The following is a 25,690-nucleotide window of genomic DNA, read 5'->3' as shown; positions in this document are numbered from 1 at the left end:
AAACCCGGCAAAGGCTGAAGTGGGAGTACAGATCGATTTTACGCGGTCGCCACATTGAATTATGCTGGTGATTGAACCCGCTGGTCCGAACACCCCCCAAGTCCGGACCGGCGGGTTTTTCCATGCCCGCGGGAATCGCGGCCGGATGATCCGCGTTCCTTTTGCTGGAGGATAGACAAATGACTGCAACCTTGGTGGCCAAGGAACTTGCCGGTGGTCATGGCCACCGCACACTCTTTTCCAAGCTGTCACTCACCGTGGCGCCGGGCGATGTGGTGGGCGTGGTGGGCGCGAACGGTGCAGGCAAATCAACGCTGCTTCGTCTCCTGGCCGGTGTGGACCAGCCGCAGGAAGGCAGCATCAGCCTGGCGCCCGCGGATGCTTTTGTGGGCTGGCTGCCGCAGGAACACGAGCGCACGGAGGGCGAGTCGATCGCGGGCTACATCGCACGCCGCACCGGCTGCGCCCAAGCCACCCTGGAGATGGAAACCACGGCCGAAGCGCTTGGCTCGGGGGCTCCCGGCGCTGATGACGCCTACTCCCTTGCCTTCGACCGCTGGATGGCCTCCGGTGCGGCGGACCTGGAGGACCGCATCCCCGCTGTCCTGGCGGACCTCGGGCTCGAGGTCGGCCCCGACGCCTTGATGACCGGCCTCTCGGGCGGGCAGGCGGCCCGGGTGGCACTCGCCGCGCTGCTGCTGAGCCGCTTCGATGTGGTGCTCCTTGATGAGCCCACCAACGACTTGGACCTCGATGGGCTGGCACGCCTCGAAGCCTTCGTCCAGGGTTTGCGTGGTGGGGTGGTCCTGGTGTCCCACGACCGCGAATTCCTGGCCCGCTGTGTCACGACAGTCGTGGAACTGGACCTCGCCCAAAACTCGGTGGCAGTCTACGACGGCGGATATGAATCCTTCCTCGAAGAGCGCACCGTGGCCAAGCGGCACGCCCGCGAGCGCTACGAAGAATACGCGAACACCAAGGCCGACCTCGTCTCCCGCGCCCGCACCCAGCGCGAGTGGAGCTCACAAGGTGTCCGAAACGCGATGAAGAAGAACCCGGACAACGACAAGATCCGTCGCGCCGCCAGTACCGAATCCTCCGAGAAGCAGGCGCAGAAGGTCCGCCAGATGGAGTCCCGCATCGCCCGGCTCACAGAGGTCGAAGAGCCCCGCAAGGAGTGGCAGCTCCAGTTCAGCATCGGCCAGGCACCCCGCTCAAGTGCCGTCGTCGCCACCTTGCGCGACGTCGTCGCCCGCCAAGGCGACTTCACGCTGGGGCCGGTCAACCTCCAACTCAACGGCGGGGAACGGATCGGCATCACCGGACCGAACGGCGCGGGCAAGTCCACGCTGCTGCGCCTGCTGCTGGGGACACAACAACCTGACGACGGCGAGGCCTCCATGGGTGCGTCCGTCGCCATCGGCGAAATCGACCAGGCACGCGGACTGCTCGACGGCGACCGGCAGCTCGGTGACGCCGTGGAGGCTGTCTTGGTTGACTGGAACAGCGCCGACGTCCGCACCCTGCTGGCCAAATTCGGCCTCAAGGCGGACCACACCTCCCGCACCGTGGATTCGCTGTCCCCGGGGGAGCGGACCCGTGCTGCGCTCGCCTTGCTGCAGGCCCGGGGCGTGAACCTGCTGGTCCTGGATGAGCCCACCAACCACTTGGACCTGCCCGCGATCGAACAGCTTGAAGAAGCGTTGGAGAGCTATGAAGGGGCGCTGCTGCTGGTCACCCACGACCGCCGCCTGCTGGAAAATGTCCGACTCGATTCACGGTGGCCTCTGGACAACGGACAAGTCCGGGAACTCCACCACACCCCAAGCCAGGAGAAGTAACGCATGAGCATGGACGGCGTGGCCTGGAGCTCGCTTTACAAAATCACCCGGGCACAGAGCGGCTCCAAGCCGTTCTCGAAGGAAACCCTGAAAAGGGTCCTGGCTTTTGCCGCCCCGCATAAGGGCAAACTCATTGCCTTCGTGATCGCGTCCATTGCCGGGGCTGTGCTGGCCGTGGCCACCCCGGTACTCGCCGGGCAGGTGGTGGATGCCATCATCGCCAATGCGGGTGTGGGACCGGTGGTCTGGTTGGCCGTGCTCATCGCCATTGTTGCCGTGGGTGAGGCCGGAGTGGGGCTGCTGACGCGCTGGCTCTCCTCCACGATCGGCGAGGGCGTCATCGTGGACTTGCGCACCCGCGTGTTCGACCACGTACAGCGCATGCCCATCGCGTTCTTCACCCGGACACGGACCGGTGCCTTGGTGAGCCGTTTGAACAATGACGTTATTGGCGCCCAGTCCGCGTTTGCCGGAACGCTGTCCGGGGTGGTCAGCAACGTTGTGGCCTTGGCGTTGACCCTTGCCGTGATGCTCAATACTTCCTGGCTGGTCACCGTGCTCGCCATGGTGTTGCTGCCCATCTTCCTGATCCCGGCACGGCGCATGGGTTCAAAACTGGCCGATCTTCGACGCGAGGCCGCCGCCCACAATGCGGCCATGGGAACCCAGATGACGGAGCGATTCTCCGCTCCCGGCGCCACCTTGGTGAAGCTGTTCGGCCGGCCGGACGAGGAATCGCGGGAGTTCGCTGACCGGGCCGGACGCGTGCGTGACATCGGCATCCGGACTGCCATGCTCCAGTTCACGTTTGTCACGGCCCTGACCTTGGTTTCCGCCTTGGCGCTGGCACTCGTGTATGGCCTGGGCGGTTGGTTGGCCCTCAGCGGCCAGCTCGCCCCGGGCGACGTGGTGGTCCTGGCACTTCTGCTGACCCGCCTCTACGCTCCCTTGACCGCCCTGTCCAACGCGCGGGTGGAGGTCATGAGCGCGCTGGTCAGCTTCGAGCGCGTCTTCGAGATCCTGGACCTGAAGCCACTGATCACGCAGAAGCCGGACGCGGTTGAGGTTGCCCCCGGCCCTGTCGCGGTGGAGTTTGACGACGTTCGCTTCTCCTACCCCTCAGCGGACAAGGTCTCCCTGGCCTCCTTGGAGGACGTGTCCACCCTTGACACCCGCGGTGGCGAGGAAGTGCTGCACGGTGTCAGCTTCCGGGTTGAACCAGGCCAGACCGTGGCGTTGGTAGGGTCCTCCGGTGCCGGCAAGTCGACCATCGCCCAACTGTTGTCCCGCCTTTACGACGTCGATTCCGGAGCCGTGCGCCTCGGCGGCCACGGACCACGGACGGGCACCGACGTCCGGGACATCACCTTCGATTCGCTGCGTGACACCTTGGGCATGGTGACCCAGGACGGCCACCTTTTTCACGAAACCATCGCTTCGAACCTGCGCCTCGCCCGGCCGGATGCCACGGACGAGGACATGTGGGACGTGCTGCGCCGTGCACGCCTGGAGCCCATGATCCGGTCATTGCCCGACGGTCTGGAGACCGTGGTGGGCGAGCGCGGCTACCGGCTCTCCGGTGGCGAGCGCCAACGGCTCACCATCGCGCGTTTGCTCATCAAGCAGCCGCGCGTCGTGATCCTGGACGAGGCTACGGCAGCACTGGACTCCACCAACGAAGCCGCCGTGCAGGCGGCCTTGGGTGAGGCGCTCGAGGGGCGTACCGCCGTCGTGATTGCACACCGCTTGTCCACCGTCCGGGCCGCTGACGCGATCCTTGTGGTGGAGGATGGGCGGATCGTGGAGCGCGGCACCCATACGGCGCTGCTGGCGGCGGACGGCCGTTATGCGGAGCTGTACCGGACCCAGTTCGCCGAGGCTGCAGCTGTGGCCCAGGAAGCGGTCCCCGAGCTCTGACCCAACTGGGGGACAGCAAACGTTCCACTGGCACCTCAGTGGAGCGTTTGCTGTCCCCTAGTTGGGGGCCGCGAGTGCGGGGAGGACGTGGTCCGTGAGGAGCGGGGCCAAGTCGTCGGGCAGGGGAGCGCCGAGGTCGAGCCAGCGGATTTCGGCGATTTCCGCAGAGGGGTGCGCTTCCCACGTGCCCGGGGCCGTGAACACAGTGGCCTCGATGGTGGTCTCGTCCTCGTTGGCGGCAACGGCATGCCAGACGCCCAAGGGTTCCAGGTCCTGTGCGGCCACCTCGATGCCGACTTCCTCCAGCAACTCCCGGGACGCCGCCTCCGCAGCAGTCTCTCCGGTCTCGGGCTTTCCGCCGGGGTGCATGAACTTCTCCGTGCCGCGTTTTCGGACGGTGAGGAGCTGGCCGTCCTGGTTGTAGACGCAAACGGCGCTGACCACGATCACGTTCATGCATTTCTCCTCAGGTGCGATTCAAGCAGCAGGTCCTTCGCCGGCCCGCGGACGTCCCACGTGAAGCTGAACGCATCCGGGCCTTCCCACAGATAGTTGACGCGGTAATCGTCCGGATCGCACCAGTGCTTGTCCTGGTGGCCCTGCTCCGCGAAACTCATGACGTGGAATGGGCGGCCGTCGGGAAAGAACACGTCCATGGATTCCGGACTGCTGCCCGGCTTCAAGAGGTATTCGCGGAACGCAGGTCCAGAGTGGGTGGGCCAGTGCATGGTTCCGTCTTCGCGGTAGCCCAGCCCGCCGTCGGGGTTCTCTTGATAGCGCACGACGCCGGTGAAGGAACCTTTGGTGCCCGATGCGCGGTCCAGGAGGCTCCGCTCCACCACCCAGCTGCCTGCCAGGTAGGCCCGCAGGTCCGGGGTGGGCTGCTGAAGGTTCAAGTGCCCTCGATTGGAATCGAACCAACGACACCGGCTTTAGGAGAGCCGTGCTCTATCCACTGAGCTACGAGGGCCTGTGTCCACGGCTTGGAATCCCACTGCTGGAGCTCGAGGGCCCGGACACGACTACAAGCATACAAGCTGCCGGGCCGCCGCCCGAACACCGCTAGGCTGACGGTCATGAATGGCCACCAGATTGCACCCGTACAGGCCGGGGCCTTCCTCCCGGACCTGCGCAGCACCAGGGCGAACATCGGCGGATGGGCCCAGCTGAGCGTGGTTCAGTATTTCGTGGCGGAAGCTGCGGTGATCGAGGCCTGGGCCGGTCCGGAGCCCTACAGCAGGGCCACCGGATTCATCAGCGATCTGGGGGCTGTTTCCTGCGGTGTGTATGAGGACCGCGCCGTCTGTTCGCCCTTGAATTGGCTGATGAATGCCTCCTTTGTGGTCCAGGGCCTGGCCTTGGTCCTCGGCGCCCTTTTCCTGACGGCAGGGCTTTTGTGCGTCGCGGCGAGGCCGGGGATCCAGGCAAGGCGTTTCCGTGCGGCCGGGGACAGCTTGGCCCAGGCACGTGTGCTGACGGTGCCCTGGATTCTGGCTGTCGCTGTCCGGATCCTGACGGGAGTGGCGGGGCTGGGAACGGTGATTGTTGGCTTGGTACCCGAAGATGCGGGCTCTCCGTGGCATTTCGCCGGTGCCCTCATGTTCTTCATTGGCGGAGGGTTTGCCCTGCTGCTGCTGGCCATACTGTGGTTCCGGCAGACGCCGGTCAGCTGGTTCCTCGCTGCCTGCGCCGTGGTCTGCCTGGGCGCGTTGGTGATTGGCGGCGTCACCGGAATGGAAGTGCCGCAGCCGGGGACCCTGGAACGGCTCATGGGCTATCCCGTGACCATAGGCCTGGCTGCCGCGGGCCTGGTGATCGCCCAACGCTTGCGGACGGAACGGAAAGCGCTCAGGGCCGGTTGAGGAAGTACTCCCGGAATTCCTCCAGCGAGGAATCACCGGTGTAGCCGAGGGCGCGGGAGCCCACCGACACAGAGTCATCCGGTGAAAAGATACTGATCGCGAAGGATCCGTTGTTCAGTGCCGTCGTTTTTTCGAGCATCGCCGGCAACGCTTTATCCAAAGCCTCGGCAAGTGAGGCCTGGTCCGAGCCTGTCCCTGTCAGCTTTGCGGTGATGAAGTTTCCGGACGTGTTCATGATCACGTGCACATCGGCTTGCTGCATCCCGGCTACGGACATCGCCGCATCCTGCATTTCCTTGCTGAGCTGCTCCGCTTTGGACGGGCCACCCACGCCGCACGCCGTGATGCCGAGCAGGAACAGCCCAAGGATCAGTACTGCTGCCAGCGGTCTGGGAAGTTTGCTCAAGGTCACTGCTTTCGGGAAATGTTGGACACGGTTGAAGACACCTGGCTGGCGTCGTTGGTCAGGAACTGCTGGGTGGAGTCGTTTTGACTGTACTGGTTGATGGGACCGCCACCTTCCAACCGGGTGACTGAATCCACGTAGCGGTTTGAATCGTGGTAGCCGATCCCTGCGAATCCGGGGTCGATATCCGGATTGGGCAAAGTGACCACCATGGCGTTGTTGTCCCGGCTCACGGTGATTCCGCCGCCAGGCAGCATGGTGGCGTCGGCCAGGTCCACCTTGGGAACGGGATCGCCGGAGTGTTGCAAGGCCAGCACATCGATGGACGACGGGATAGAGGCCGAGTCCACGGGTGACCCATACGTGAGTACGTTGGTCACGTTGAACCTGTCCGTGAAGCCGCTGTCCGAGGCCAATGCAGTGGCGATCATCCCACCCTGGGAGTGTCCCGACAGCATGACCGGCGCACCCGGAGGAATGCCGGCTTTCTCCATGGCCAGACTGACGGCCTGCGCGGCCGTCGACAGATTCCCGCCAGCGAGTTCAAGGTTCCCGGTGAGGTCCGTGGGGTTGGCCGCGCCATCGGGCATCCACCGCGTGGTGCCCGGAATACTGACGATGTAGGCTGGCGGGCTGCCTGGCTTTTCAACCGTGGTGATCCTGATGCCAGTATCCTCCGTCCCCTTTATTCCGGCGTCGGAGTAGGCGGCGTCAGTGGCCGCAAGGATGGCACTGACGCTTGACGGAACCGGCGTGACAGCTCTGCCGTTGGCATCTGTTTCGCCGGGCGTTCCGACCGTCAGCGGAACGGGATTCCCCGCCACCGGCCGGCCATCATCCATCAAATGCGGGTTCTGGAAACCAAAGCTCGTCACCGTCGCGGCGGTGTTCAACGTCGCAGAGACGAAAAGCACGCCGTTGGACACCATCTGCGTGATCGATGGTGGCTCGCCTGACGTCAGCCACCCCCAGCCCAAGTTCACCATGTCGCCGAAACGGGTGAAACGGTTCTCTTCGGCATCCATCAGGTTTCCGACAGGGAGCGGTGCCAGGTCCTGGGCGAGGTACCACATGGTCGCCCCGGTGCCGGCCAGCACGCGGTTGACCTTGCCGAACGTGCTCCACAGCCCGCCCGCATCGTCAGCGGCCGCGTCCAGCAGCCGGTCCAGTGCGGACGTTCCAGCGGAGCGGACCGATGGGGCGCTGGCTGCCAGCTGCTCGTCAACGTTCCGTTGCACGGCGCGTGAGGCGGCTTCGAGCGCATGCCCGGCGGCGACAAGTTGGCTGCGGTAGGCCTTCCAAGCGTGGGTGAACCGTTGCCCGTCGTCGCCGTGCCACTCGACGTCGGTGATGAGCGGAGTGAGACTGCCGCTCAGGTCCAGCAACCGTTGGCCGCTCCGGGCAAACTCCTTGCTGAGGCGCCGGCCGCCCTCCACGTCCATTCCATACAGGCTCATGCGCGCACGCCCCCGGTACCGGCACCGACGCGGGCGCTGGCAAGGTATTCGCGACCGCCCAGCACGGACCAGGCGAACTCGCTTGCAATTTCGGTGGCGGCGACGGGGACCAAAGAGGCCGTGGCGGCCTCCCCGCGGCTTGCCTCCACGGAGTAAAGGCGTTCGGCGACACCCCAGCTGTGCCGGCGTTGGTATGGCTGGGAACCATGCCTCCCTGGGGGAACCGCCGTCACCTCAAGGTGGATAGTGCAGCCGACGTCGACGGCCTTGGGCTGCGGAAGGTTGTCGGGGGAGTCAACGAGCTGGGTCAGGTCCGGAAAATGACGGCTGAGGGACGCCCAAGCGTCCTCCTCCTGGAAGAAGGAAACCTCGACGGCGTTACGGACTTCCGTCACGTCCGCACCTCCCGCATCGGTGCTGACGCGGCGGCGATAGGAGACGCCAACGCCCCGCCCGCGCGCCATGCCGATGTCAGCGTGGACCGATTCCAGCGTCCCCCCAAACTGAGCTGTCCCCCCAAACTGAGCTGTCCCCCCAAACTGAACGACGGTGGACGCTTTCAGGGGTGCCGACGCCGCAAGGAAGACTGCCAGCACCCACTGCTGTGACATCACCCCACGGGCATCGAGAATGCCGGCGCGGAGGAGTTCCTCTGCAACTTCGGGTGTAACGTCACCCTGCGCCTGCAAGGACGCCTGATACGCGGCAAGTTCCGCGTCCTGGCCGCTGTCCGTCGATTCGGCGGCCTTGCGGACAGTTGCTGCCCACGCCAGACCGGTGATCTCAACGACGTTGAGCCTGGAACCGGCTCGAATTTCTCCCACGAATTTCCCCCAATACACTCCGCGCGCCGAAGCTGGCGCCAAGGCTCACGGTATCGGCGTGGGGCTGGCGGCGGAATGGGGAGAAGTGCCCGGACAGGCCGGGCGCGGGAGACGGCTCAAACAGCCGTGATCAGGCGGCGCGCTTCTTCCCCAGGAACACGGCAACCACACCGCATACCAAGCTGACCAGGAAAAGTACCCAGGAAGCGACGGTGACCGCCGACGCCACCGCGACCGAACCGGCGTCGGGCGTTTCTGCCGCCAGCACCGAATCGATGGCCACGTTGGACCACAAGTGCGCCACCGCGAAAAGGAGCGGAGCGGCCCACATGGCCCAACGCCAGGACTTGCGCGCCACGTTGGTGCCGATGAGCAGGAGCCAGCTGAAGCCGAAGATCAAGGGGAACAGTGTGCCTGCGGTCTTGTGGACGTAGTTGAGCTGGCCCCGGGCGGAGTCGTCCATGGCGGTGCGCAACTGGGCGATGTAGTCCTGCGAGAAGCCGCCGATCAGGGAGTCGGGCATTGCCAGGCCATTGGAGAGCTGCGTCATCTGGTTCAGCGTCAGCAAGTGCAGGTACCAGAAAAGGAACAAGCTGGCCACGACGCCCGCGATCACGATCAACTTGGAGTTGCTCTGTGCCTTCTGCGGCGTGCGCTGCGTGGTGGGGTTGATCACGGGAGGCAGGGAGTGATCGGGCACTACTGCCTTTGCTCCGTGCTTCTTGATGCGCTGCGCTGGTGTCTTGGCCATGTCATTCATTATCCCGCCACATAAGCTGGACACATGACCACCGGCAGGCACACCGCAACTGAACTCGATCCTTCACTTGATGACTACCAGCTGGCCAGTGCCCTGGTCCGGGAAGCAGGGCAACTGGCGTTGCTCATGCGGATGGGCGGGCTGCAAGGCGAACGCAAGACGTCCATTTCCGACGTCGTCACCGCCGCTGACCACGCCGCCGAGGCTTACGTCCTGGACCAGCTGCGGCGCTGCAGGCCCGACGACGGCATCCTCGGCGAGGAGGGCGCCTCGGTAGCAGGGACCAGCGGTCGGACCTGGGTGATCGACCCCGTGGACGGCACCTACAACTTCCTGCACGGCTCCACATACTGGTGTTCCGCCATCGCCTTGAAGCGGGACGACGCCGACCATGGAGGAAACCCTGTAGCGGATCCGTCTGTCCTGCTCGGTGCCATCTACCAGCCCGAGCTCGACAAGCTGTGGCTGGGCGGCGAAGACCAGCCGGCAACGCTCAACGGCGAGCCGATCTCCGGTTCCGGCGATGTGTCCGTCGCCGAAATCTCTGCCGCCACCTACATCCACCCCACGTGGCTCGCTGACCCCCGTACAGCCATGCCCTGGCACGCTGCCGCCATCACCGCTGCGTCCCTTCGGATGTTCGGCTCCGGTTCGTGCGACCTCGGCCGGGTGGCGGACGGCGAACTTGGTTGCTGGTTCCAGCACAGCTGCCCTGAATGGGACTGGCTCCCCGGCAAGGCGATCGTGCGTGCAGCCGGCGGGGACACCGCCGTCGTCAAGGTCAACGGCATGAACTGGTTCGTAGCGGGAAGCCCGACGGCGGTCCGCGAGTTGGGTGCCGCACTCACCTCGGTTCCCCAGTTCGCTTAGTGGCTGAACAGTTTGCTTAGTACCTGAAGGAGGCGTTAACCCCTTCGGGTACCCTCACGGCTGTGCCCCCGATCTGCTTGTTATTTTGCAGCGGGGGGCGCCTGCCCCCAGAGTCTCAGCTGCAGAACAGCCCTGTCCTGCAGCGTTCGCAAGGGGGAATACTTGAACAGCAAGAGCAAGCTGTGGCCCACTGCCGTGGGCGTCACAGCGGTATCGGCCTTGGCAATCGGCCTCGTGGCCGCACCGGCCGCAAACGCAGCACCCACCGACGTCATTTCGGTGGGCAGCGGACAGATCATCGACGGGTCCGTCCTGACACTTCCGAACTTTGCCAGCCTGGCATCCAACGGAGCAGCAACTGCCCAGCAGATCGGCACCCCGCCGTCCGGCCCGGCGGTCATTGAGAACAACACTCCGCTGGACCTCAGCGCCGTGTTCGGCGTCGTCAACGTGGGCGCGGGCAACATCCCGCTGCTCCAGAACAACGGCATCATCCAGGTAGGCGCCGTCAGCCAGTACGGCAAGGCAGTCAACGACGGTTCCTCGGAAGCATTCTCCGGCACCGTGAGCGGTGCTCCTGGCCTGGTGACGCTGCCCGGCGGACTTCCGACGAATGGCGATCCTTCCATTCCTGCGGCCCGCATCAGCCTCGGCACTGCCGGCATCCTGGGCGGCACCGACCTGGTCAACGTGAACCTCCAGGTGGCTACCCTCGCAGCAGCCGCGAAGAAAGACCAGGGTGCAGCACCCCAGGGTGCCTACTCGGTAGCCGGCGTTTCCGCTGAAGTTGGCGGCACGGTCATCGGCGGTGTCGCCGGCACCATCAGCACCGCCATCAACACGGCCAACGCCGTCCTGACCCCCTTGGGCGTCACGGTGGCCAACCCGGTGGCCGGTGGAACCATCGCCATCACGGAGGCCGACCTCCTGGCCGTCGCCGGGGTAGCGGACCTGAACTCCCTGCCGGCCGGAACCGACCTGATCTCGTTCCTGCCGCAGGCTGTTGCCAACAAACTGACCTCCGTTGTGAGCAGCACCCTGGCAACCGCCACCACCGCCGTGAATGGCCTCGGCCCGATCGCCCAGCTCGTTGCTCAGCCGGCCTTGGCCGTTCTGACCTCCACGCTGAACGGCGTGACCGGTGCCCTCGCGAGCAGCATCGTGGCTCCTTTGGGTACCGCACTGACGGCCCTGGTTTCGGCAAAGGTCAACGTCCAGGAAACCGCACCGTCGGGCGCCTTCACCCAGCGCGCCCTGCAGGTTGCAGTCGCCGGCGGCTCCATCGCCACCGTCAACCTGGCTAACGCGACCGTTGGACCCAACCTTGACGCTGCGGCGATCCCGCTGGTCAACACCGACACCATGGCGATCACCGGCGGCGTGGCCCTCCTGGCACTGCTCAGCTGGCTGTTCGTCCGCTCACGCCGCCGCACTGCGGCAGCCGCTGCCTGATCGCTCCGGCGACCACGCAACGGCGAAAGGAGAACTGTCAATGTACGGCAATAACTGGACTGCTGGCGGCACGGCCGCCGGTGGTACCACGCTGGCTGTCACCGGTGCCCCAACCCTCGGTTGGGTCATCCTGGTGGGGGTCGCCCTGCTGATCACCGGTTTTGTGGTCCTGCGCAACAGCAGGCTCAAAGCGGCAAAGCGGGGAACGGATCCCCACGCGTAATACCATCGGCGGGGCGGCTCTTTCCGGGCCGTCCCGCCACCCCCATTTTTCCCGGGCCTTCCCGCCCTCGCCCAAGCATCGGAAGTAAATGTCGGTACTCGAATCCGCACAGGCGCTGGCTTTTGTGCTCCTGGTGGTTTTTCTGTCGTACATCCTGGTGATTCTGGTGCCCTTCCTCCGGCGCAAACCCGATCCCGAAGGAGATCCCGACTCTTTCTCGTGGCACGTGTTCATTCCGTGCCGGGACGAAGAGGTGGTGATCGGCGAGACCTTGGGATTACTGCGGAAGCAATTTCCCGAAGCTCACGTCTGGGTTGTCGATGACGACAGCGACGACGCTACTGCCGACATCGTGGACGCCGCCTCGTTGCGCGACTCCATGATCCACCTGGTGCGCCGGCGTCGCCCCCTGGCCCGCACCGGCAAAGGCGACGCTCTCAACGCGGCCTACCGGACTCTGGACGATTGGCTCCCGGCCGGCGTCGACCGGTCTTCGGTGATCGTCCTGGTGGTTGACGCCGATGGCCACCTGGCCGACAACGCCTTCCGCCAGGCGGCCGGCCCCCTCGCCTTCGGCGACCCCGAAGTCGGTGCCGCCCAAACCGCCGTCTGGATGTCCAACCTGGAGGACCCTTCCCTCGAGGGTGGCACCGGGCTGCAGCGCCTCAAGAAGTCCTTTGGCCGCTACTTGGTCCTCATGCAGGACATGGAATTCCGTACCACCATCGCTGCCATGCAGTCGCTCAGGCGCCACACGCTGACGGTCGGTCTGGGAGGAAACGGCCAGTTCACGCGTCTTTCCGCCCTGGACGTCATTGCCAAAACGTCCGGACAACCGTGGCATGGGGCGCTCCTGGAAGACTACGAACTCGCCATCCACATCATGCTTGGCGGCTACAAGACCGTCTACATGCACGACACGCACGTTGCCCAGGAAGCGCTCCCTGATCTGCGTCGCCTCCTGACCCAGCGCACCCGGTGGTGCCACGGCGGCATGCAGTGCAGCGTGTACCTGAAGCGGATCTTCGAATCGCCCTACTTCAGCAACGTCGGAGCCATCGAATCCAGCTACTTCCTGGTCCAGCCCTTCATCCAGATTCTTGGCCTGGTCCTGTGGCCTACGCTCTTCATCACCATGGTGGCGCAGGGTTCGCTGACCATGGGCAGCTTCGGCGCCTGGATCAGCGCGGCATGGTTCATCATTCCCCTGATTTTTGCAACGGGCGTGCTGCCCTTCGCGTTGTGGGGACTGGTGTACCGGAAGCAGGTCACGCCGGAGAAGAACTTCATGCTCGGCGTGCTCTGGGGCTTCGGATACTGGCTCTACATGTACCAGAACTACGTCACGGTGCTGAGGGCAACTTACCGCCTCATCACCGGCCGGCAGGGGTGGGCCAAGACCCGTCGCAACCAGGAAGCTGACGTCAAACTCCTAGCGAAGGAAGCGTAGTGGCCATGAGCGCCGAAGCCGGCAACATCAGCATCCCCTCAGGACCCCGGGCAATCCCCGTACGGAAGGCGCGCGGCGGTGGCCTCATCGGGTTGGTCTTCCTTGCCGCTGCAGCAGCAGCGATGCTGCAGCAGGAACACATCAGGTCCGCCGAAGCGTGGCTCATGTCCGTAATTTTCGACGGCGTACTCGGCGGCGCGTCATACAGCGTGGACGACATCATTTTCCACAACGTGGGTGGCGGCCAGCCGTTTGCCCTGCAAGTGACAGGACTGTGCTCCAGCGCGGTCCTGCTGGCCCCGGTCGCGGGCCTGGCCGGGATCTTCTTCCTGATGGGACGCATCCCGGTGTCCAGGCTCATGCCCGCCACGATCATCGCTCTGGTCATCGTGTGCATCAGCAATGCAACCCGCTATTTCATGATCGCAGCCGCGCAGCAAAGCTGGGGTCAGCAGGGTTTTGACCTCATGCACCACTTCCTGGGTTCCTTCGTGGTGATTTTCGGGTTCGTGGCCGCCATCATCGTCCTGGTCCGGGCCGCCGTTGTCCGCAAGAGCCGGCCGGCTGCGCAGGGCAAGGGCCGGCGTGCGTCGTCGTAGCCCGTTCCGCGCAGGGGTCATGGTGGCCGCTGCGGTTTTGATCTCAACACTGTCAGCATGTGAGCAGCCGCAGCCAGGTGTGGACACGGCCAATCCGGAAGCCGGGCTGTGCCATGCGGTGTTGTCGCCGGAGGAATTCGATGCGGGCAGCGAACCCAGGCCGCCCGTGCCCTGCAGCGAACCCCACACCACCCAGACGTTCCTGGTCACAAAATTCCCCGAACCCCTGGCCAACCAGGCAGCACGCCCCAACCAGCAGCAACTTAAAGCCGCCGGCAGGAGAGTGTGCACAATTGAGGACCTGCGTACCTATCTTTCGGCGTCCACCAGGGATGCAACTACCGGGCTGACGGTCACCAGCTACTTCCCAAGCCGCGACGCATGGGCAGCGGGCGCCCGAACGGTTCGCTGCGACGTCGCTCTGACGGACCAACACGGAACGCCCCAGGAAACGGGCCTTGACCTCAAGGGTGCGCTGGCTGGGCCGAACTCCGCCGTTGTACGGCTCTGCTACCGGCAGGAACTCAAGGATGGCGTCCTTTCCGAGGATGGGGCGGATGTTCCGTGCTCGGAACCCCACACTGCTGAAGACATCAGCGCCTGGGTTGCCCAGGACGCCTCGCTGGCATCACCCGAGGCGAGGGAATCCCGCTGTCTTCCGTACGCACTGGAGTTCCTCAAGAGTGACAAGATGCCCGCAGACGTAGCGGTCCACCCCATCATCCGTACCGTGGGCACCGCACGAACCATCCGGTGCGCGGTGGCCCCTGCGGACCTTCAAGCGCCCGGCCAGCCGCTGGCATTGACGACCGGTAGCCTGTCTCCCGTGCGCGTTCCTGGGGCCGGGGGGGGGTGACAAGCAATGATTGAGAACCCAACTGGAAATGCGGCAGGACTTCGCGAGCGCACCGCCGAGACCCAGGAAGTGTTCGCCCCCGCGCCTGTTCGTGGCCGCGACCGGACCAAGGCCCGGCCCGTCAGCAGTGTGGCCCGCTACCTGGCCAGAACCTTCGGGCCCGGGGCATTGACTCTGGGATCCGTTCCTGGGGTGGCCCTGATGGCGGGGCTGGTGTCGGCGGCCCTCATGATGGTCCGGCTGCTGATTCCTGAACCTGTGGGCATGGGCGACCAAGGGGATGGGCACGGTTTGGTGTGCTCCTTGGGAGTGATGAACCAGCGGCCCTGGGACTACGCCGAGTTCACAAAATACCTTCACCCAAGCTGGGTTCCGCACCAGTTTTACGGGGAAGGCTGCGGAGCCAGCGGCAGTGGAGAGCCATACTTTTCCTCCCAGCTGCTGTTCCTGTGGCTGGGGAAGCTGTTGACCCCGTTGCTGGGCTGGGGGGAGGGGCTCGATACCCGTGCTGTGGGCATCGTCTGCTGTGCCGTGTTCGGGCTGTTGATCGCGGCCCTGGTCAACGTGCTGCCCGGCCGGGCCTGGTTCCGCGTCCTGATCGCAGGACTCGTGACGGCCGTGATGGCGGACGGAATCTTTGCTGACTTCTTCATCTCGCCGTACAGCGAGGCTGCAGCCTTCCTGGGAATCCTGGCGGTGTCCGTGGCACTGCTCCATTACTGGAATGGGCGTGGCCCGCGGTGGCTGGCTGTGCTGCTGGTTGTCGTTGCCACCGCGTTCACCGTTTCTGCCAAGACGCAGACTGTTTCGTGGTTGCCCGTCATAGCCTTGGCATTGCTCTGGCAGCCGTGGCGTCCCGGCACAGCGGAAGGTGACGCGACCGTCGTCGAACCTTCTCCGGCACCGACCCAGCGTCCGCGCTGGTGGACGTGGTTGCTGCCCGCGACGGCGATCCTGGTGATCGCTGCGTTCTCGGTAGGTTTCACCAACGCCCAGCCCAAGAGGTTCTCCGAGGTGAACCTCTACAACGCTGTTTTCGTGGAGCTTCTTCCGTACAGCCCCACCCCCGAGGCGGACCTGGAATGGCTGGGGCTGGACGGCAGTTTCATCAACGCCATGGACACCACAGTGGACTCTTCCCGCTCGGCCGTGCACAACCCGCTGTACCACCAGTTCCAGGAGAAGATCAGCCTGGGCACCATCGCCGGCTTTTACGCCACGCATCCCGAACGGCTCATCACCATGGGTGAACGGGGGATCACCGCCATGCTGACACCGGAACTGGGCTACGTCGGCTCCTACCTTGAGGGCTCGGGGCACGGACCGTACGAGAAGGAACGGCGTTTCCCTGTAGTTCTGGGTCTGTTCAGCGCTCTGAAAGCCGCACCGGTGGCCTTTGTCGGGATGCAACTGGTGACCCTGCTGCTGGGCCTGGCTGTGGCTTTCCGGAAGCGGAGCGCCGTGGGTCGGTTGGCTGTGGTCATGGTGCTGGGATGCTGGTTGCAGTTCTGGGCGGTCATGCTCAACGGCGGTCAATCCGAGATCTACAAACACATGATCATCGCCGGCTTCATGGCAGCCCTGTGCGGCCCACTGCTGGTCGCGTTGATCAGCGTCCTCGCCTCCGGGCCACTGAAGGAGCCGGCGCGAAAGCGCAGGGGCCGGCGGGCCAAACCCGCAACAGCGGTCAGCTGATCCAGCCGTCAGTGGTTAGCTGCTTGCGCAGGCTGATCACATTGCCCACTTTGACGCCCGCGGTGGCATAGCGCTGCCGGATCCTGTGCAGATGAGCCTTGACGGTCTGTTCGCTGATGCCCATGGCGTCGGCCACCCCGCGCACGGGCAGCGGATCGCTGCCGAGATACAGCTCGGCGAGACGTTGCTCGCGCGGTGACAGCTTGACGCGTTCCGGCGTGGTGTCCTCCATGTGGCCCATGGCATCAGGATGCACGTATTCCTGTCCGGCGGCGGCCGCACGGAGGGCCGACTCCGTGTGCTCAGGCCCCGCCGCCTTGGGAACGTAGCCCAGGGCTCCGGCCGAGCGGACGGCTTCGGCATCCCACGGGTCCAGGGCCGTTGCCAGGACCACAACGCGCAGGCCCGTCCGGACCAGGTGACCGACTGCGGGGACAAGATCCCCGCGGTGGTCAAGGGTTCCGAGGACCGCCACGGTCGCGGTCAGGCTGGTCCAGGTGTCCTCCTGGAGATGGGTGGGAACAGCGGTGAAGCTTGCCGCGACCACCAGGTCAGGCGCATTTCGGCGTAGCCACGCGTCCAAGGTGTCGATCATCAGTTGGTGCCGGTCCACCACCACCAGTCGCGTCACCATAGCTTGGGTGCCTTGACATGGACCATCACGCTTGCTCCTCCGGGGTCCGTGTGGACACGCGGAACACCCAGCGATTCGATCTCACTCCACAGGGCAGGGGTGCAGCGCGCGGGATCGAGGTTCGTCACTCTCCACGTGATCAACAACAATTCGCCCATGCCAGGCTCCACGTAGACGTGCAGCCCGAGAGGTTCCTCGGCGACATCGTGCCCCGGACGGGGAACGGGTGTTGCGAGAAGCATGGTCACCGATAGAAATGCCGGGCGCTGCGCCTGGGGAATGCGTTGCAGGAGGTCCGGCTGTGCTGCCACTGACACCCTGGAATCAAGACCTGCCAGCACCAGGGACTCCTTGAACCAGTTGCTGCTTTGAACCACCATCAATTGTGCACGCAGGCGCGAAGCCAGCGCTTGGGCTTCCGCAGCCAGGTCCGGCGCCAGAGCGCGGCCTTCGCTTTGAGAGGCCCGGGCAAAAAGCTCCTGGATCTGACGGTGCGTGGCCGACAACTCCTCCGTGCGGGCCGAATCGAGGGTATCGGCCTGCCGGGTAAGTGTGGCCAGAGACTGGGAGACATGCCGGGCCATCTGCTCCTCCATGCGGCTGCGGATACCCACCACGATCAGGACTCCCAAAAGCCCGGGGATGAGGGTAATGAAGAAAATCAACAGGCCCTCCCCGGAACCGAACCGGGGGGTAATGGCGTAATAGGCACTGCTCAAGAGGGAGTTTGCAGCGGAAAGAAGCATGAATCCCAGCAGGTCCCATCGCAGGCAGACCAAGAAGACCAGGGCCGTCCCCAGCATGACGTTGAACGCGAGCGCGAGGTAGCCCGACGACAACGTCACCACCTGGGCGGTCATGACGCCCGAACCAATGGAGGTGGCAAGCCACAGCAGGCGTAACAGCGGAAGATGCCGCCGGGCGGTTGTGGGGGCCGATGCCAGGATGGCGACAACGCAGCCTGCGAGGTCGAAGGCGACCGCCGCAACCCGGGAGTCATCGAGGCTGGTCCCGTCCAAGGACCCCGCTTGTGTCATGGCTGAGAAGATCCACAAAGTTGAACTGGCCGTCACCAGCACGCCCCGGGACAGGAACAGTGGTCCGGTTGCAGTGCCGGCATCCTCCGGAAAGATCCGGCTCATACTGCCTCTACTTCGAGGACCACAGTGGTTCCACGACCAGGCGTCGACAACAGTCTGACCCTTCCACCTACTTGCGCCATTCGCTCAATCACCGAATGGCGCACACCAAAACTCTCCGGCGGCAGGGACCCGGCATCGAAACCGCAGCCCGTATCACTGACAAGAATCGACACTACGGGACCCGTTCGGGAGATGAGCACGTCCACGTGGTCGCTCCCGGCGTGCCGCGCTGCGTTGACCATGCATTCCCCGGCTGCGTCGGCCACAGCCTGCCCGACATCCGGGGGCAACGACCCGCCCTCACCGAAGACGTCCACGGAGAAACCGTCCCGGCTGTGTTCGCGGGCACGAGCCTTCAGCAATGATGTCACCTCGGTGTCTGTGGAAGGCTCGACGACGGCGAGGCGGCTGCCCGCGCGGACGGTCACCTGCCTGGCGTCCCCCACTGGAGTTGTCCCAACGGTGCCGACGTTTCGCGCGACCGGTCCGCCGTCGTCGTAAGCTCCCGGGGAGATCAAGCCGCGGAAGTCCTCGGGCGAAACACCGGCACCGCCCCTGGCCAGGAGGGTCAATCCCCTGAGTACGGTGTCGTGGATATGCCGGGCGTCCTGGGACGCGGCGCTGATTCGGTCCCGGGCCACTGCCTGGGCAGCCAGGGATTCAGCCCTGACGGCTTGGTCGCGCAGATAGACATCCAAGGCCCTGGGGGCCGAATGACGGATGGCAAGCATGATGAGCCAGAATCCCGTAAGTATCAGGAAAGTGGTGGGACCGAGGCGGTGTTGGATTGAAGTCGTCACTGTGTGCCCAAAAACCACGATGCCCAGCAGGGCCGTAAAGACACCCGATTGCCATGTACCACGCAAGGACAATGCCACCGTGGAGCTGGCACCGATCAGCAGACTGTGCGCCAGGAGCAGCGAGTCGGAATCCTGGCGGTAACCAACACCGGCAAGGAGCTCCGACAAAGCGATCAGCCCCGCCACAATCATCAACCGAAGCGGCCAGACGTCGCTCAGCAGCATCGCCACGAAGCACAGCACCAGTATGGTCACTATTGCCCAGGCCAGGGCCCGGTGCCACAAAGGCCCACCCATGATGGGGAACAGGTAAAGCCACGTGGCCGCTACGAAAACAAAGCTCATTACAGTCCCGGATCGGGCCAGCAGGTCCGAGCGCTCCACCGCAATCCGGTACGCTGCCAGTCGCGCTATCCATGCCCCCATGAATGTCTCCCCAAAACCTGTCATCGGAATAAGATGACCACTTAGGCAGCATCATATGCACGGAGGACCGATTTAAATGCGATACCCGGTGTCCCAACCCACCATCGAGGTGGACATCGTGGAAGACCATGCGGTCCTTCTGGAGGGGCTTTCCCAGTGGCTTCAGGACAACACCACTGGTATTCGCGTGGTTGGCCGCTACACGTCGTGGGCCGACGCCGCCGCCCGCCTGGGTGCCTTGTCCGACGTCGTGATCCTCGATGTCCTCCTTGGCGACCAAGTGCCGCTGCGGGCCAAAATCCAGGCGATCCTTTCGTCGGGTCCGCAGGTGGTGGTCTGCAGTTCCGTCGTGGACCCGGCTGTCATGCGGCAGGCGATGGCGGCCGGCGCGCTGGCCTACATCCCCAAAACTGCCCCGGCGAGCGTGGTGGAGACCGCGCTCAGATGTGCGGCGCAGGGTACGCAATACATCACCCCTGAAGTCTCTGATGCCATGGACGCCGGGCTGGGAGAACCACAACTTTCCGCAAGGGAACATCAAGTGGTGTCGGTGTATCTCGGAGGAGCTGCGGGGACCATGGCCGAGACCGCGCAATTGCTGGGCATTTCAGTGGACGGCGTGAAGAAACATCTCGCCTCGGTGCGGCGGAAGTTCCAAGACGGTCCGGAGCCGCTGACGAGGCTGGGACTGCGGGAGCGTCTCACCGCGGGCGGTTGGTTGCTGGAGGACGCGCAGCAGTAACTTCGGGCTGGTGGGCAGGGTGTTGGGCCGGGCTGTCGGGCGCGGCTGGGAGGCCGGGCTGTGGACGCAAGGCTCTATAGTGTCGGGGGCACCGCCTAGACTGGTAGGCACCATGGATATGTTGTTTGACCCCTACGCAGACGGACCCTTCAAAGCTGGAACCAAAGCCGCAGTCAAGGCTGCACCGGAGCTTTCGCGCTCAGGCGGTGGTGCAACGGGCGCCCGCTTGCAGGAGGGCGACTCTCCTGCCTCCGGCGGATGGGGCAATTCGGGCGCATCCGGGCTTCCTTCCGCGGATGCCTTGCTTCAGGGGCTGAACCCGCAGCAGGAAGAGGCAGTCAAGCACGCCGGAAGCCCGCTGCTCATTGTTGCAGGCGCGGGCTCAGGCAAAACCCGCGTGCTCAGTAACCGGATCGCGTACCTGATAGCCACCAAGCGTGCCCATCACGGCGAAATCCTGGCCATTACCTTCACCAACAAAGCGGCAGCCGAGATGCGGGAGCGCATCGAAGCCTTGGTAGGGGCACGGGCCAAGGGCATGTGGATCTCAACCTTCCACTCCTCCTGTGTCCGCATCCTGCGGCGCGAGGCTGCCAACGTGGGGTTGAACTCCAACTTCTCCATCTACGACTCCGCGGACTCCCTGCGCTTGATCACGCTCGTGGCGAAGAACCTGGACCTCGACCCCAAGAAGTTCGCCCCGAAGGCCATCCAGCACAAAATCTCGGCGCTCAAGAACGAGCTCATCGACGCCGATTCCTACTCTTCCTCGGCGAACTACAATGATCCTTTTGAGCAGGCCGTGGCCGAGGTCTTCAAGGGCTACGCCCAGCGGCTGCGCCAAGCCAACGCCATGGACTTCGATGACCTCATCGCCGAAACCGTCTACATGTTCCGGGCCTTCCCTGCGCTCGCGGAGTCCTACCGCCGGCGCTTCCGCCATGTCCTGGTGGACGAGTACCAGGACACCAACCACGCACAGTACGCGCTGGTCCGGGAAATCGTAGGGCTCGGAACCGACACGGACGTCCAGCCCAGCGAACTCACGGTGGTGGGCGACTCCGATCAGTCCATTTACGCCTTCCGTGGCGCGGACATCCGGAACATCGTGGAGTTCGAGGCCGACTACCCCAACGCGCGGACCATCAAGCTGGAGCAGAACTACCGCTCCACCCAGAACATCCTCAGCGCGGCCAACTCGGTGATCTCCCGCAATCCCAACCGCCAGGAAAAGCGGTTGTGGACGGCTGAAGGCGATGGCGAAAAGATCATCGGCTACGTCGGGGAGAACGAGCACGACGAAGCCCAGTTCATCGCCAAGGAAATCGACCGCCTCCAGGACGAGGAAGGGCTTCGTCCCGGCGACGTTGCCATCTTCTACCGGACCAATGCGCAGTCGCGGTCCATCGAAGACGTCCTGGTCCGGGTCGGCCTGCCATACAAAGTGGTGGGTGGCACCCGCTTCTACGAACGCAAGGAAATCAAGGACGCTTTGGCGTATCTGCGCGTCCTGGTGAACCCGGATGACGACGTCAACCTCCGCCGCGTGCTGAACGAACCCAAACGCGGAATCGGTGACCGTGCCGAGGGCGCCGTTGCCGCCCTTGCCGAGCGCGAGCGCACGTCCTTCATGGCCGCTGCCCGCCGCGCAGACCAAGCACCGGGCATGGCCACACGCTCGGTCAACGCCGTCCTGGGCTTTGTGAAGCTGTTGGATGACCTCGCCGAAGTTGCCGCAGGTTCCGGTGCCGCTGCGGCACTCGAAGCCGTCCTGGAGCAGACGGGATACCTTGCGGGGCTGCGCGCGAGCACGGATCCGCAGGACGAGTCCCGTGTGGAGAACCTCGCCGAACTGGTGGCAGTGGTCCGTGAGTACGAACGCGACAACCCCGACGGTTCGCTGGGCGAATTCCTGGAACAGGTTTCCTTGGTGGCAGATGCCGACCAAATTCCGGACGCCCCGGGTGCCGACATTGATGCGGCTGTGGCAGAGGCCAAGCGCATGGGAGTTGTCACCCTCATGACGCTGCACACGGCCAAGGGCCTGGAGTTCCCGGTGGTGTTCCTTACTGGCATGGAACACGGAATCTTTCCGCACCAGCGTTCGGCCACCGATCCCAAGGAACTCGCCGAAGAACGGCGCCTGGCCTATGTGGGACTCACCCGCGCCCGCAAGCGGCTCTACGTGACGCGATCAGAGGTCCGGAGCATGTGGGGCCAGAGCCAGTACAACCCTGCCAGCCAGTTCCTGGAAGAGATTCCGTCGGAGCTGGTGGAGTGGAAGCGCGAAGGAATGAGCCGGCAAGCGGGCGGATGGGGGAGCGCACCCATCGGTTCCAACCGCTACGGCGGTTCATTCTGGGGAGCCGGAACCTCCCGCGGTCAGGCCGCAAGCCCGACCGCAGGGTTCGACGCCGACGTCCCTGCCGCCGTCGCACGCAACAGGGTGCAGCCGCAAAAGGAAGTCATTTCCGTCTCGGTGGGGGACAAGGTCAACCACACGAGTTTCGGCAACGGCGTGGTGCTGGGCGTCGAAGGCGCGGGAGACAAGACGGTCGCCAAGGTGAAGTTCGACGTCGGCGAGAAGCGGCTGCTGTTGCGCTACGCGCCGCTGACAAAACTGGATGCGTGAAGCAGCACGGCATAATTGGTGGCATGCGACGCACAGTGTGGGGGCTCCTGGCCGCTTTGCTCCTGATTTTGGTGTCGGGTTGTTCCTTCGCCACGAAGGACCCCGACTACGTTCCGCCTGCGCCGTTGCCGCCCCTGGAGCAACTGCAGCAGGTTCCGGTCTTTGAACAGACCACCTTGTCCGCCGGCGAGGACGTTACGGCCTTCATCGCCGCGGACCGGAACATCGTGTGTGCCATGACGTCGTCACGGGGCGGACACCTGAACCTGCCCTACGAGGCCAACTCCTACTCGGATGCAGCCAACAACAAGTTCGCGATCGTGCCAGTGGTGCACTGCGAACTTGCCGCGTATGCCAAGCCTGAGCTTGATGACGTGACGGACGATTGTGCCGGGACGGGGCTGGGCTACCTCGGCGGTACCGCGCTCCTGACGCCGGAGAAGGCGGTGTACGGCTCGTGTCGTTCCGGCGTAACACAAATGGAGTCGGAGTTCGGGCCCAAAGGAAGCCGCAACGGTCCCATCTCCAAGTTGCGCGAGTTGGCCGACGGGCAGAACGTTGAGCGCAACGGCCTGCGGTGCTCGGCGTACAACGGCGGCGTTGCCTGCGGAAATGTCTCAGGGGGCGTGGCATTCTTCGTCAGCCGCAAGGGCTACCAGCTGGTTTCCGACGGCGGCAAGACGGTCCGCGGGAGCCTCAAGGAAGGCTTCTGAGCGCCCTGCAGTGGGCGCCGGAGAGGCCAAAATCCGCGTCATCATGCGGTTTTTCTACATGAGATAGAAGTGTAAGGTTACTCACTTAACAGGTAGTGTGTAGCTGGCGGGACTCCTCAAAGGGCTAAAGTTCCGAGAGGACCTTACGCAATGTGACCGGCTTGAATCCTGGTTGTTACCGCGTACTTTCCGCAGCTGGCTATCGCGGTCATCGCGGTTCCCGGCTGAACAGAAAACTACTTCGACGTAGAAGGACACTAAACCGTGGACCTGTTTGAATATCAGGCGCGCGATATGTTCGAAGCGCACGGTGTACCCGTGCTCGCCGGCATCGTGGCGCACACTCCTGAAGAAGCGAAGGCAGCTGCCGAGAAGATCGGTGGCGTTACTGTCGTCAAGGCACAGGTTAAGGTCGGTGGCCGCGGCAAGGCTGGCGGCGTGAAGGTTGCCAAGTCCGCTGATGAGGCGCTTGAGCACGCAACCAACATCCTGGGCATGGACATCAAGGGCCACACCGTCAACAAGGTGATGATCGCCCAGGGTGCCGATATCGCTGAAGAATTCTACTTCTCGGTCCTCCTCGACCGTGCGAACCGCAACTACCTGGCCATGTGCTCGGTTGAAGGTGGCATGGAAATCGAGCAGCTGGCTGTGGAGCGCCCCGAGGCCCTGGCCAAGATCGCCATCGACCCCGCCGTGGGCATCGACCAGGCCAAGGCTGACGAGATCGTTGAAGCCGCAGGCTTCGCTGAAGAACTGCGCGGCAAAGTCGCCGACGTCATTCTGAAGCTCTGGGACGTCTTCAAGAAGGAAGACGCCACGCTCGTTGAGGTCAACCCGCTGGTCCGTACCGGTGCCGGTGACATCGTGGCCCTGGACGGCAAGGTTTCCCTGGACGAAAACGCTGACTTCCGCCACGTTCACCACGGTGAGCTGGAGGACAAGGACGCAGCTGACCCGCTCGAGGCCAAGGCCAAGGCGCAGGACCTCAACTACGTCAAGCTGGACGGCGAAGTTGGCATCATCGGCAATGGCGCCGGTCTTGTGATGTCCACGCTCGACGTTGTTGCTTACGCTGGCGAAAACCACGGCAACGTGAAGCCCGCCAACTTCCTGGACATCGGTGGTGGAGCTTCCGCCGAGGTCATGGCCAACGGCCTGGACGTCATCCTGGGCGACTCCCAGGTCAAGAGCGTCTTCGTCAACGTCTTCGGTGGCATCACCGCTTGTGACGCTGTGGCGAAGGGCATCGTGGGTGCACTGGCCGAGCTTGGTTCCTCCGCGAACAAGCCGCTGGTAGTTCGCCTCGACGGCAACAACGTCGAGGAAGGCCGCCGCATCCTGACCGAGGCCAACCACCCGCTGGTTACCCTGGCCGCCACCATGGACGAGGGCGCCGACAAGGCCGCCGAGCTCGCCAACGCAGCTAAGTAAAGGGACGCGAGAATGTCTATCTACCTCAACAAAGACTCCAAGGTCATCGTTCAGGGCATCACGGGCGGCGAAGGCACCAAGCACACCGCGCTGATGCTCAAAGCCGGCACCAACATTGTTGGTGGCGTGAACGCCCGCAAGGCCGGTACCACGGTCCTGCACGGCGACAAGGAAATCAACGTCTTCGGCACCGTCAAGGAAGCCATCGCTGAGACCGGCGCAGACGTCTCCATCGTCTTCGTTCCGCCGGCATTCACCAAGGACGCCGTTGTTGAAGCAATCGAAGCCGGCATCGGCCTCGTTGTTGTCATCACCGAAGGTGTTCCGGTTCAGGACTCCGCCGAATTCTGGGCACTGGCCCAGTCGAAGGTGGACGCTGACGGCAAGCAGATCACCCGCATCATCGGCCCGAACTGCCCCGGCATCATCACCCCGGGCGAAGCCCTGGTTGGCATCACCCCGGCAAACATCACGGGCAAGGGCCCCATCGGCCTCGTGTCCAAGTCCGGTACCTTGACCTACCAGATGATGTACGAACTCCGCGACCTCGGTTTCTCCACCGCGATCGGCATCGGTGGCGACCCCATCATCGGCACCACGCACATCGACGCCCTGGCTGCGTTCGAAGCCGACCCGGAGACCAAGGCAATCGTCATGATCGGTGAGATCGGTGGTGACGCTGAAGAGCGTGCAGCCGACTTCATCAAGGCCAACGTCACCAAGCCGGTTGTCGGCTACGTGGCGGGCTTCACCGCTCCTGAAGGCAAGACCATGGGCCACGCCGGCGCCATCGTCTCCGGCTCCGCTGGAACCGCGCAGGCCAAGAAAGAAGCCCTTGAAGCTGCTGGCGTGAAGGTCGGTAAGACGCCTTCCGAGACCGCGACGCTGCTGCGCGAGGTTTTCGCAGCGCTCTAAAGCTTCACAAAGCAGTACGACGGCGGCCCGGTGCCTTCCC

The 25,690-nt window shown here is 64.3% G+C and carries 24 protein-coding genes and 1 tRNA gene; 15 read left to right on the top strand and 10 right to left on the bottom strand.

What is annotated here, in order from left to right; genetic code table 11:
• Positions 1-179: 179 nt before the first annotated feature.
• Positions 180-1,841, top strand: coding sequence for an ABC-F family ATP-binding cassette domain-containing protein (locus ACFVSI_RS18505; protein WP_387826863.1), 1,662 nt, complete (start codon positions 180-182; stop codon positions 1,839-1,841).
• Positions 1,842-1,844: 3 nt separating this feature from the next.
• Positions 1,845-3,758, top strand: a complete 1,914-nt coding sequence (locus ACFVSI_RS18500; RefSeq protein WP_387826860.1) for an ABC transporter ATP-binding protein — start codon at positions 1,845-1,847, stop codon at positions 3,756-3,758.
• A 57-nt stretch (positions 3,759-3,815) separates the two neighbouring features.
• Here the strand turns inward: ACFVSI_RS18500 and ACFVSI_RS18495 are convergent, their stop codons facing one another.
• The 3 genes from ACFVSI_RS18495 to ACFVSI_RS18485 form a co-directional block, all read right to left on the bottom strand.
• On the bottom strand, positions 3,816-4,214 hold the full coding sequence (locus ACFVSI_RS18495) for an NUDIX domain-containing protein (RefSeq protein WP_387826857.1): 399 nt from the start codon (positions 4,212-4,214) through the stop codon (positions 3,816-3,818).
• Entirely contained in the window at positions 4,211-4,654 is a 444-nt protein-coding gene (locus ACFVSI_RS18490; protein WP_387826854.1) for a DUF6314 family protein, read from the bottom strand. The genes ACFVSI_RS18495 and ACFVSI_RS18490 overlap by 4 nt, the downstream gene beginning before the upstream one ends.
• 1 nt (position 4,655) lies before the next feature.
• Positions 4,656-4,728, bottom strand: a tRNA-Arg gene (locus tag ACFVSI_RS18485).
• 106 nt (positions 4,729-4,834) lie between these two features.
• Between ACFVSI_RS18485 and ACFVSI_RS18480 the strand changes: the two genes are divergently transcribed.
• Positions 4,835-5,620 (top strand): DUF998 domain-containing protein, encoded by a 786-nt coding sequence (locus tag ACFVSI_RS18480; protein ID WP_387826851.1) that lies wholly within the window; start codon positions 4,835-4,837, stop codon positions 5,618-5,620.
• On the opposite strand, the gene ACFVSI_RS18475 is transcribed toward ACFVSI_RS18480, so the two are convergent.
• The 4 genes from ACFVSI_RS18475 to ACFVSI_RS18460 all read right to left on the bottom strand — a co-directional run bounded on the left by ACFVSI_RS18475 (position 5,607) and on the right by ACFVSI_RS18460 (position 9,058).
• Positions 5,607-6,032, bottom strand: coding sequence for a hypothetical protein (locus tag ACFVSI_RS18475; RefSeq protein WP_387826848.1), 426 nt, complete (start codon positions 6,030-6,032; stop codon positions 5,607-5,609). The two genes, ACFVSI_RS18480 and ACFVSI_RS18475, sit on opposite strands and share 14 nt — an antisense overlap.
• A complete protein-coding gene (locus tag ACFVSI_RS18470; protein WP_387826845.1) occupies positions 6,029-7,483 on the bottom strand; it encodes a hypothetical protein in 1,455 nt (484 codons plus the stop codon). Before ACFVSI_RS18470 ends, ACFVSI_RS18475 begins: the two co-directional genes overlap by 4 nt.
• Positions 7,480-8,307 carry a hypothetical protein gene (locus tag ACFVSI_RS18465; RefSeq protein WP_387826842.1) on the bottom strand — a complete coding sequence of 276 codons (828 nt, stop codon included), beginning with the start codon at positions 8,305-8,307 and terminating at the stop codon, positions 7,480-7,482. The genes ACFVSI_RS18470 and ACFVSI_RS18465 overlap by 4 nt, the downstream gene beginning before the upstream one ends.
• 130 nt (positions 8,308-8,437) lie before the next feature.
• Positions 8,438-9,058, bottom strand: a complete 621-nt coding sequence (locus tag ACFVSI_RS18460; RefSeq protein ID WP_387826839.1) for a hypothetical protein — start codon at positions 9,056-9,058, stop codon at positions 8,438-8,440.
• Between the two features lie 33 nt (positions 9,059-9,091).
• Here ACFVSI_RS18460 and ACFVSI_RS18455 point away from each other — a divergent pair, with 33 nt between their 5' ends.
• The 7 genes from ACFVSI_RS18455 to ACFVSI_RS18425 all read left to right on the top strand — a co-directional run bounded on the left by ACFVSI_RS18455 (position 9,092) and on the right by ACFVSI_RS18425 (position 16,212).
• Positions 9,092-9,937 (top strand): inositol monophosphatase family protein, encoded by an 846-nt coding sequence (locus tag ACFVSI_RS18455; RefSeq protein ID WP_387826836.1) that lies wholly within the window; start codon positions 9,092-9,094, stop codon positions 9,935-9,937.
• 162 nt (positions 9,938-10,099) lie between these two features.
• Entirely contained in the window at positions 10,100-11,389 is a 1,290-nt protein-coding gene (locus tag ACFVSI_RS18450) for a choice-of-anchor G family protein (protein ID WP_387826833.1), read from the top strand.
• Positions 11,390-11,429: 40 nt separating this feature from the next.
• Positions 11,430-11,612, top strand: coding sequence for a hypothetical protein (locus tag ACFVSI_RS18445; protein WP_387826831.1), 183 nt, complete (start codon positions 11,430-11,432; stop codon positions 11,610-11,612).
• Between the two features lie 88 nt (positions 11,613-11,700).
• A complete protein-coding gene (locus tag ACFVSI_RS18440) occupies positions 11,701-13,062 on the top strand; it encodes a glycosyltransferase (protein WP_387826829.1) in 1,362 nt (453 codons plus the stop codon).
• 5 nt (positions 13,063-13,067) lie between these two features.
• Positions 13,068-13,661, top strand: a complete 594-nt coding sequence (gene xrtS / locus ACFVSI_RS18435; RefSeq protein ID WP_387826826.1) for an exosortase S — start codon at positions 13,068-13,070, stop codon at positions 13,659-13,661.
• Positions 13,648-14,517, top strand: a complete 870-nt coding sequence (locus ACFVSI_RS18430) for a septum formation family protein (RefSeq protein WP_387826823.1) — start codon at positions 13,648-13,650, stop codon at positions 14,515-14,517. The genes xrtS and ACFVSI_RS18430 overlap by 14 nt, the downstream gene beginning before the upstream one ends.
• Before the next feature lie 6 nt (positions 14,518-14,523).
• Entirely contained in the window at positions 14,524-16,212 is a 1,689-nt protein-coding gene (locus tag ACFVSI_RS18425; RefSeq protein ID WP_387826820.1) for a hypothetical protein, read from the top strand.
• Here ACFVSI_RS18425 and ACFVSI_RS18420 read toward each other — a convergent pair.
• From ACFVSI_RS18420 to ACFVSI_RS18410, 3 genes are read right to left on the bottom strand one after another with little or no spacing between them, the layout of a single operon-like run.
• Entirely contained in the window at positions 16,205-16,846 is a 642-nt protein-coding gene (locus ACFVSI_RS18420; protein ID WP_387826817.1) for a hypothetical protein, read from the bottom strand. The two genes, ACFVSI_RS18425 and ACFVSI_RS18420, sit on opposite strands and share 8 nt — an antisense overlap.
• Positions 16,840-17,988 carry a hypothetical protein gene (locus tag ACFVSI_RS18415; RefSeq protein WP_387826815.1) on the bottom strand — a complete coding sequence of 383 codons (1,149 nt, stop codon included), beginning with the start codon at positions 17,986-17,988 and terminating at the stop codon, positions 16,840-16,842. The genes ACFVSI_RS18420 and ACFVSI_RS18415 overlap by 7 nt, the downstream gene beginning before the upstream one ends.
• Positions 17,985-19,214 carry a sensor histidine kinase gene (locus ACFVSI_RS18410; protein WP_387826812.1) on the bottom strand — a complete coding sequence of 410 codons (1,230 nt, stop codon included), beginning with the start codon at positions 19,212-19,214 and terminating at the stop codon, positions 17,985-17,987. The genes ACFVSI_RS18415 and ACFVSI_RS18410 overlap by 4 nt, the downstream gene beginning before the upstream one ends.
• Before the next feature lie 76 nt (positions 19,215-19,290).
• On the opposite strand from ACFVSI_RS18410, the gene ACFVSI_RS18405 reads away from it, so the two are divergent.
• The 5 genes from ACFVSI_RS18405 (at position 19,291) to sucD (ending at position 25,650) form a co-directional block, all read left to right on the top strand.
• Positions 19,291-19,956 carry a response regulator gene (locus ACFVSI_RS18405; RefSeq protein WP_387826809.1) on the top strand — a complete coding sequence of 222 codons (666 nt, stop codon included), beginning with the start codon at positions 19,291-19,293 and terminating at the stop codon, positions 19,954-19,956.
• 112 nt (positions 19,957-20,068) lie between these two features.
• Positions 20,069-22,588 carry a DNA helicase PcrA gene (gene pcrA, locus ACFVSI_RS18400; protein WP_387826806.1) on the top strand — a complete coding sequence of 840 codons (2,520 nt, stop codon included), beginning with the start codon at positions 20,069-20,071 and terminating at the stop codon, positions 22,586-22,588.
• A 23-nt stretch (positions 22,589-22,611) separates the two neighbouring features.
• Positions 22,612-23,301: a hypothetical protein gene (locus ACFVSI_RS18395; protein WP_387826803.1), complete on the top strand. Its 690-nt coding sequence runs from the start codon at positions 22,612-22,614 to the stop codon at positions 23,299-23,301.
• A gap of 264 nt (positions 23,302-23,565) precedes the next feature.
• Entirely contained in the window at positions 23,566-24,735 is a 1,170-nt protein-coding gene (gene sucC / locus ACFVSI_RS18390; protein WP_144662654.1) for an ADP-forming succinate--CoA ligase subunit beta, read from the top strand.
• A gap of 12 nt (positions 24,736-24,747) precedes the next feature.
• Entirely contained in the window at positions 24,748-25,650 is a 903-nt protein-coding gene (gene sucD / locus ACFVSI_RS18385) for a succinate--CoA ligase subunit alpha (RefSeq protein ID WP_377546201.1), read from the top strand.
• The last annotated feature ends 40 nt before the right edge of the window (positions 25,651-25,690 follow it).

It is taken from the genome of Paenarthrobacter sp. NPDC057981, from assembly GCF_042886835.1.
Taxonomy (GTDB): Bacteria; Actinomycetota; Actinomycetes; order Actinomycetales; family Micrococcaceae; genus Arthrobacter.
This window is presented reverse-complemented; position numbering and strand designations above follow the sequence as displayed.

Excerpts from the sequence above, each read along its gene's own strand:
- ACFVSI_RS18505 (WP_387826863.1), top strand. The coding sequence starts at position 180 with ATGACTGCAACCTTGGTGGCCAAGGAACTTGCCGGTGGTCATGGCCAC.
- ACFVSI_RS18500 (WP_387826860.1), top strand. The coding sequence starts at position 1,845 with ATGAGCATGGACGGCGTGGCCTGGAGCTCGCTTTACAAAATCACCCGG.
- ACFVSI_RS18495 (WP_387826857.1), bottom strand. The coding sequence starts at position 4,214 with ATGAACGTGATCGTGGTCAGCGCCGTTTGCGTCTACAACCAGGACGGC.
- ACFVSI_RS18480 (WP_387826851.1), top strand. The coding sequence starts at position 4,835 with ATGAATGGCCACCAGATTGCACCCGTACAGGCCGGGGCCTTCCTCCCG.
- ACFVSI_RS18470 (WP_387826845.1), bottom strand. The coding sequence starts at position 7,483 with ATGAGCCTGTATGGAATGGACGTGGAGGGCGGCCGGCGCCTCAGCAAG.
- ACFVSI_RS18460 (WP_387826839.1), bottom strand. The coding sequence starts at position 9,058 with ATGGCCAAGACACCAGCGCAGCGCATCAAGAAGCACGGAGCAAAGGCA.
- ACFVSI_RS18455 (WP_387826836.1), top strand. The coding sequence starts at position 9,092 with ATGACCACCGGCAGGCACACCGCAACTGAACTCGATCCTTCACTTGAT.
- ACFVSI_RS18445 (WP_387826831.1), top strand. The coding sequence starts at position 11,430 with ATGTACGGCAATAACTGGACTGCTGGCGGCACGGCCGCCGGTGGTACC.
- ACFVSI_RS18440 (WP_387826829.1), top strand. The coding sequence starts at position 11,701 with ATGTCGGTACTCGAATCCGCACAGGCGCTGGCTTTTGTGCTCCTGGTG.
- xrtS (WP_387826826.1), top strand. The coding sequence starts at position 13,068 with ATGAGCGCCGAAGCCGGCAACATCAGCATCCCCTCAGGACCCCGGGCA.
- ACFVSI_RS18425 (WP_387826820.1), top strand. The coding sequence starts at position 14,524 with ATGATTGAGAACCCAACTGGAAATGCGGCAGGACTTCGCGAGCGCACC.
- ACFVSI_RS18420 (WP_387826817.1), bottom strand. The coding sequence starts at position 16,846 with ATGGTGACGCGACTGGTGGTGGTGGACCGGCACCAACTGATGATCGAC.
- ACFVSI_RS18415 (WP_387826815.1), bottom strand. The coding sequence starts at position 17,988 with ATGAGCCGGATCTTTCCGGAGGATGCCGGCACTGCAACCGGACCACTG.
- ACFVSI_RS18410 (WP_387826812.1), bottom strand. The coding sequence starts at position 19,214 with ATGGGGGCATGGATAGCGCGACTGGCAGCGTACCGGATTGCGGTGGAG.
- ACFVSI_RS18405 (WP_387826809.1), top strand. The coding sequence starts at position 19,291 with ATGCGATACCCGGTGTCCCAACCCACCATCGAGGTGGACATCGTGGAA.
- pcrA (WP_387826806.1), top strand. The coding sequence starts at position 20,069 with ATGGATATGTTGTTTGACCCCTACGCAGACGGACCCTTCAAAGCTGGA.
- ACFVSI_RS18395 (WP_387826803.1), top strand. The coding sequence starts at position 22,612 with ATGCGACGCACAGTGTGGGGGCTCCTGGCCGCTTTGCTCCTGATTTTG.
- sucD (WP_377546201.1), top strand. The coding sequence starts at position 24,748 with ATGTCTATCTACCTCAACAAAGACTCCAAGGTCATCGTTCAGGGCATC.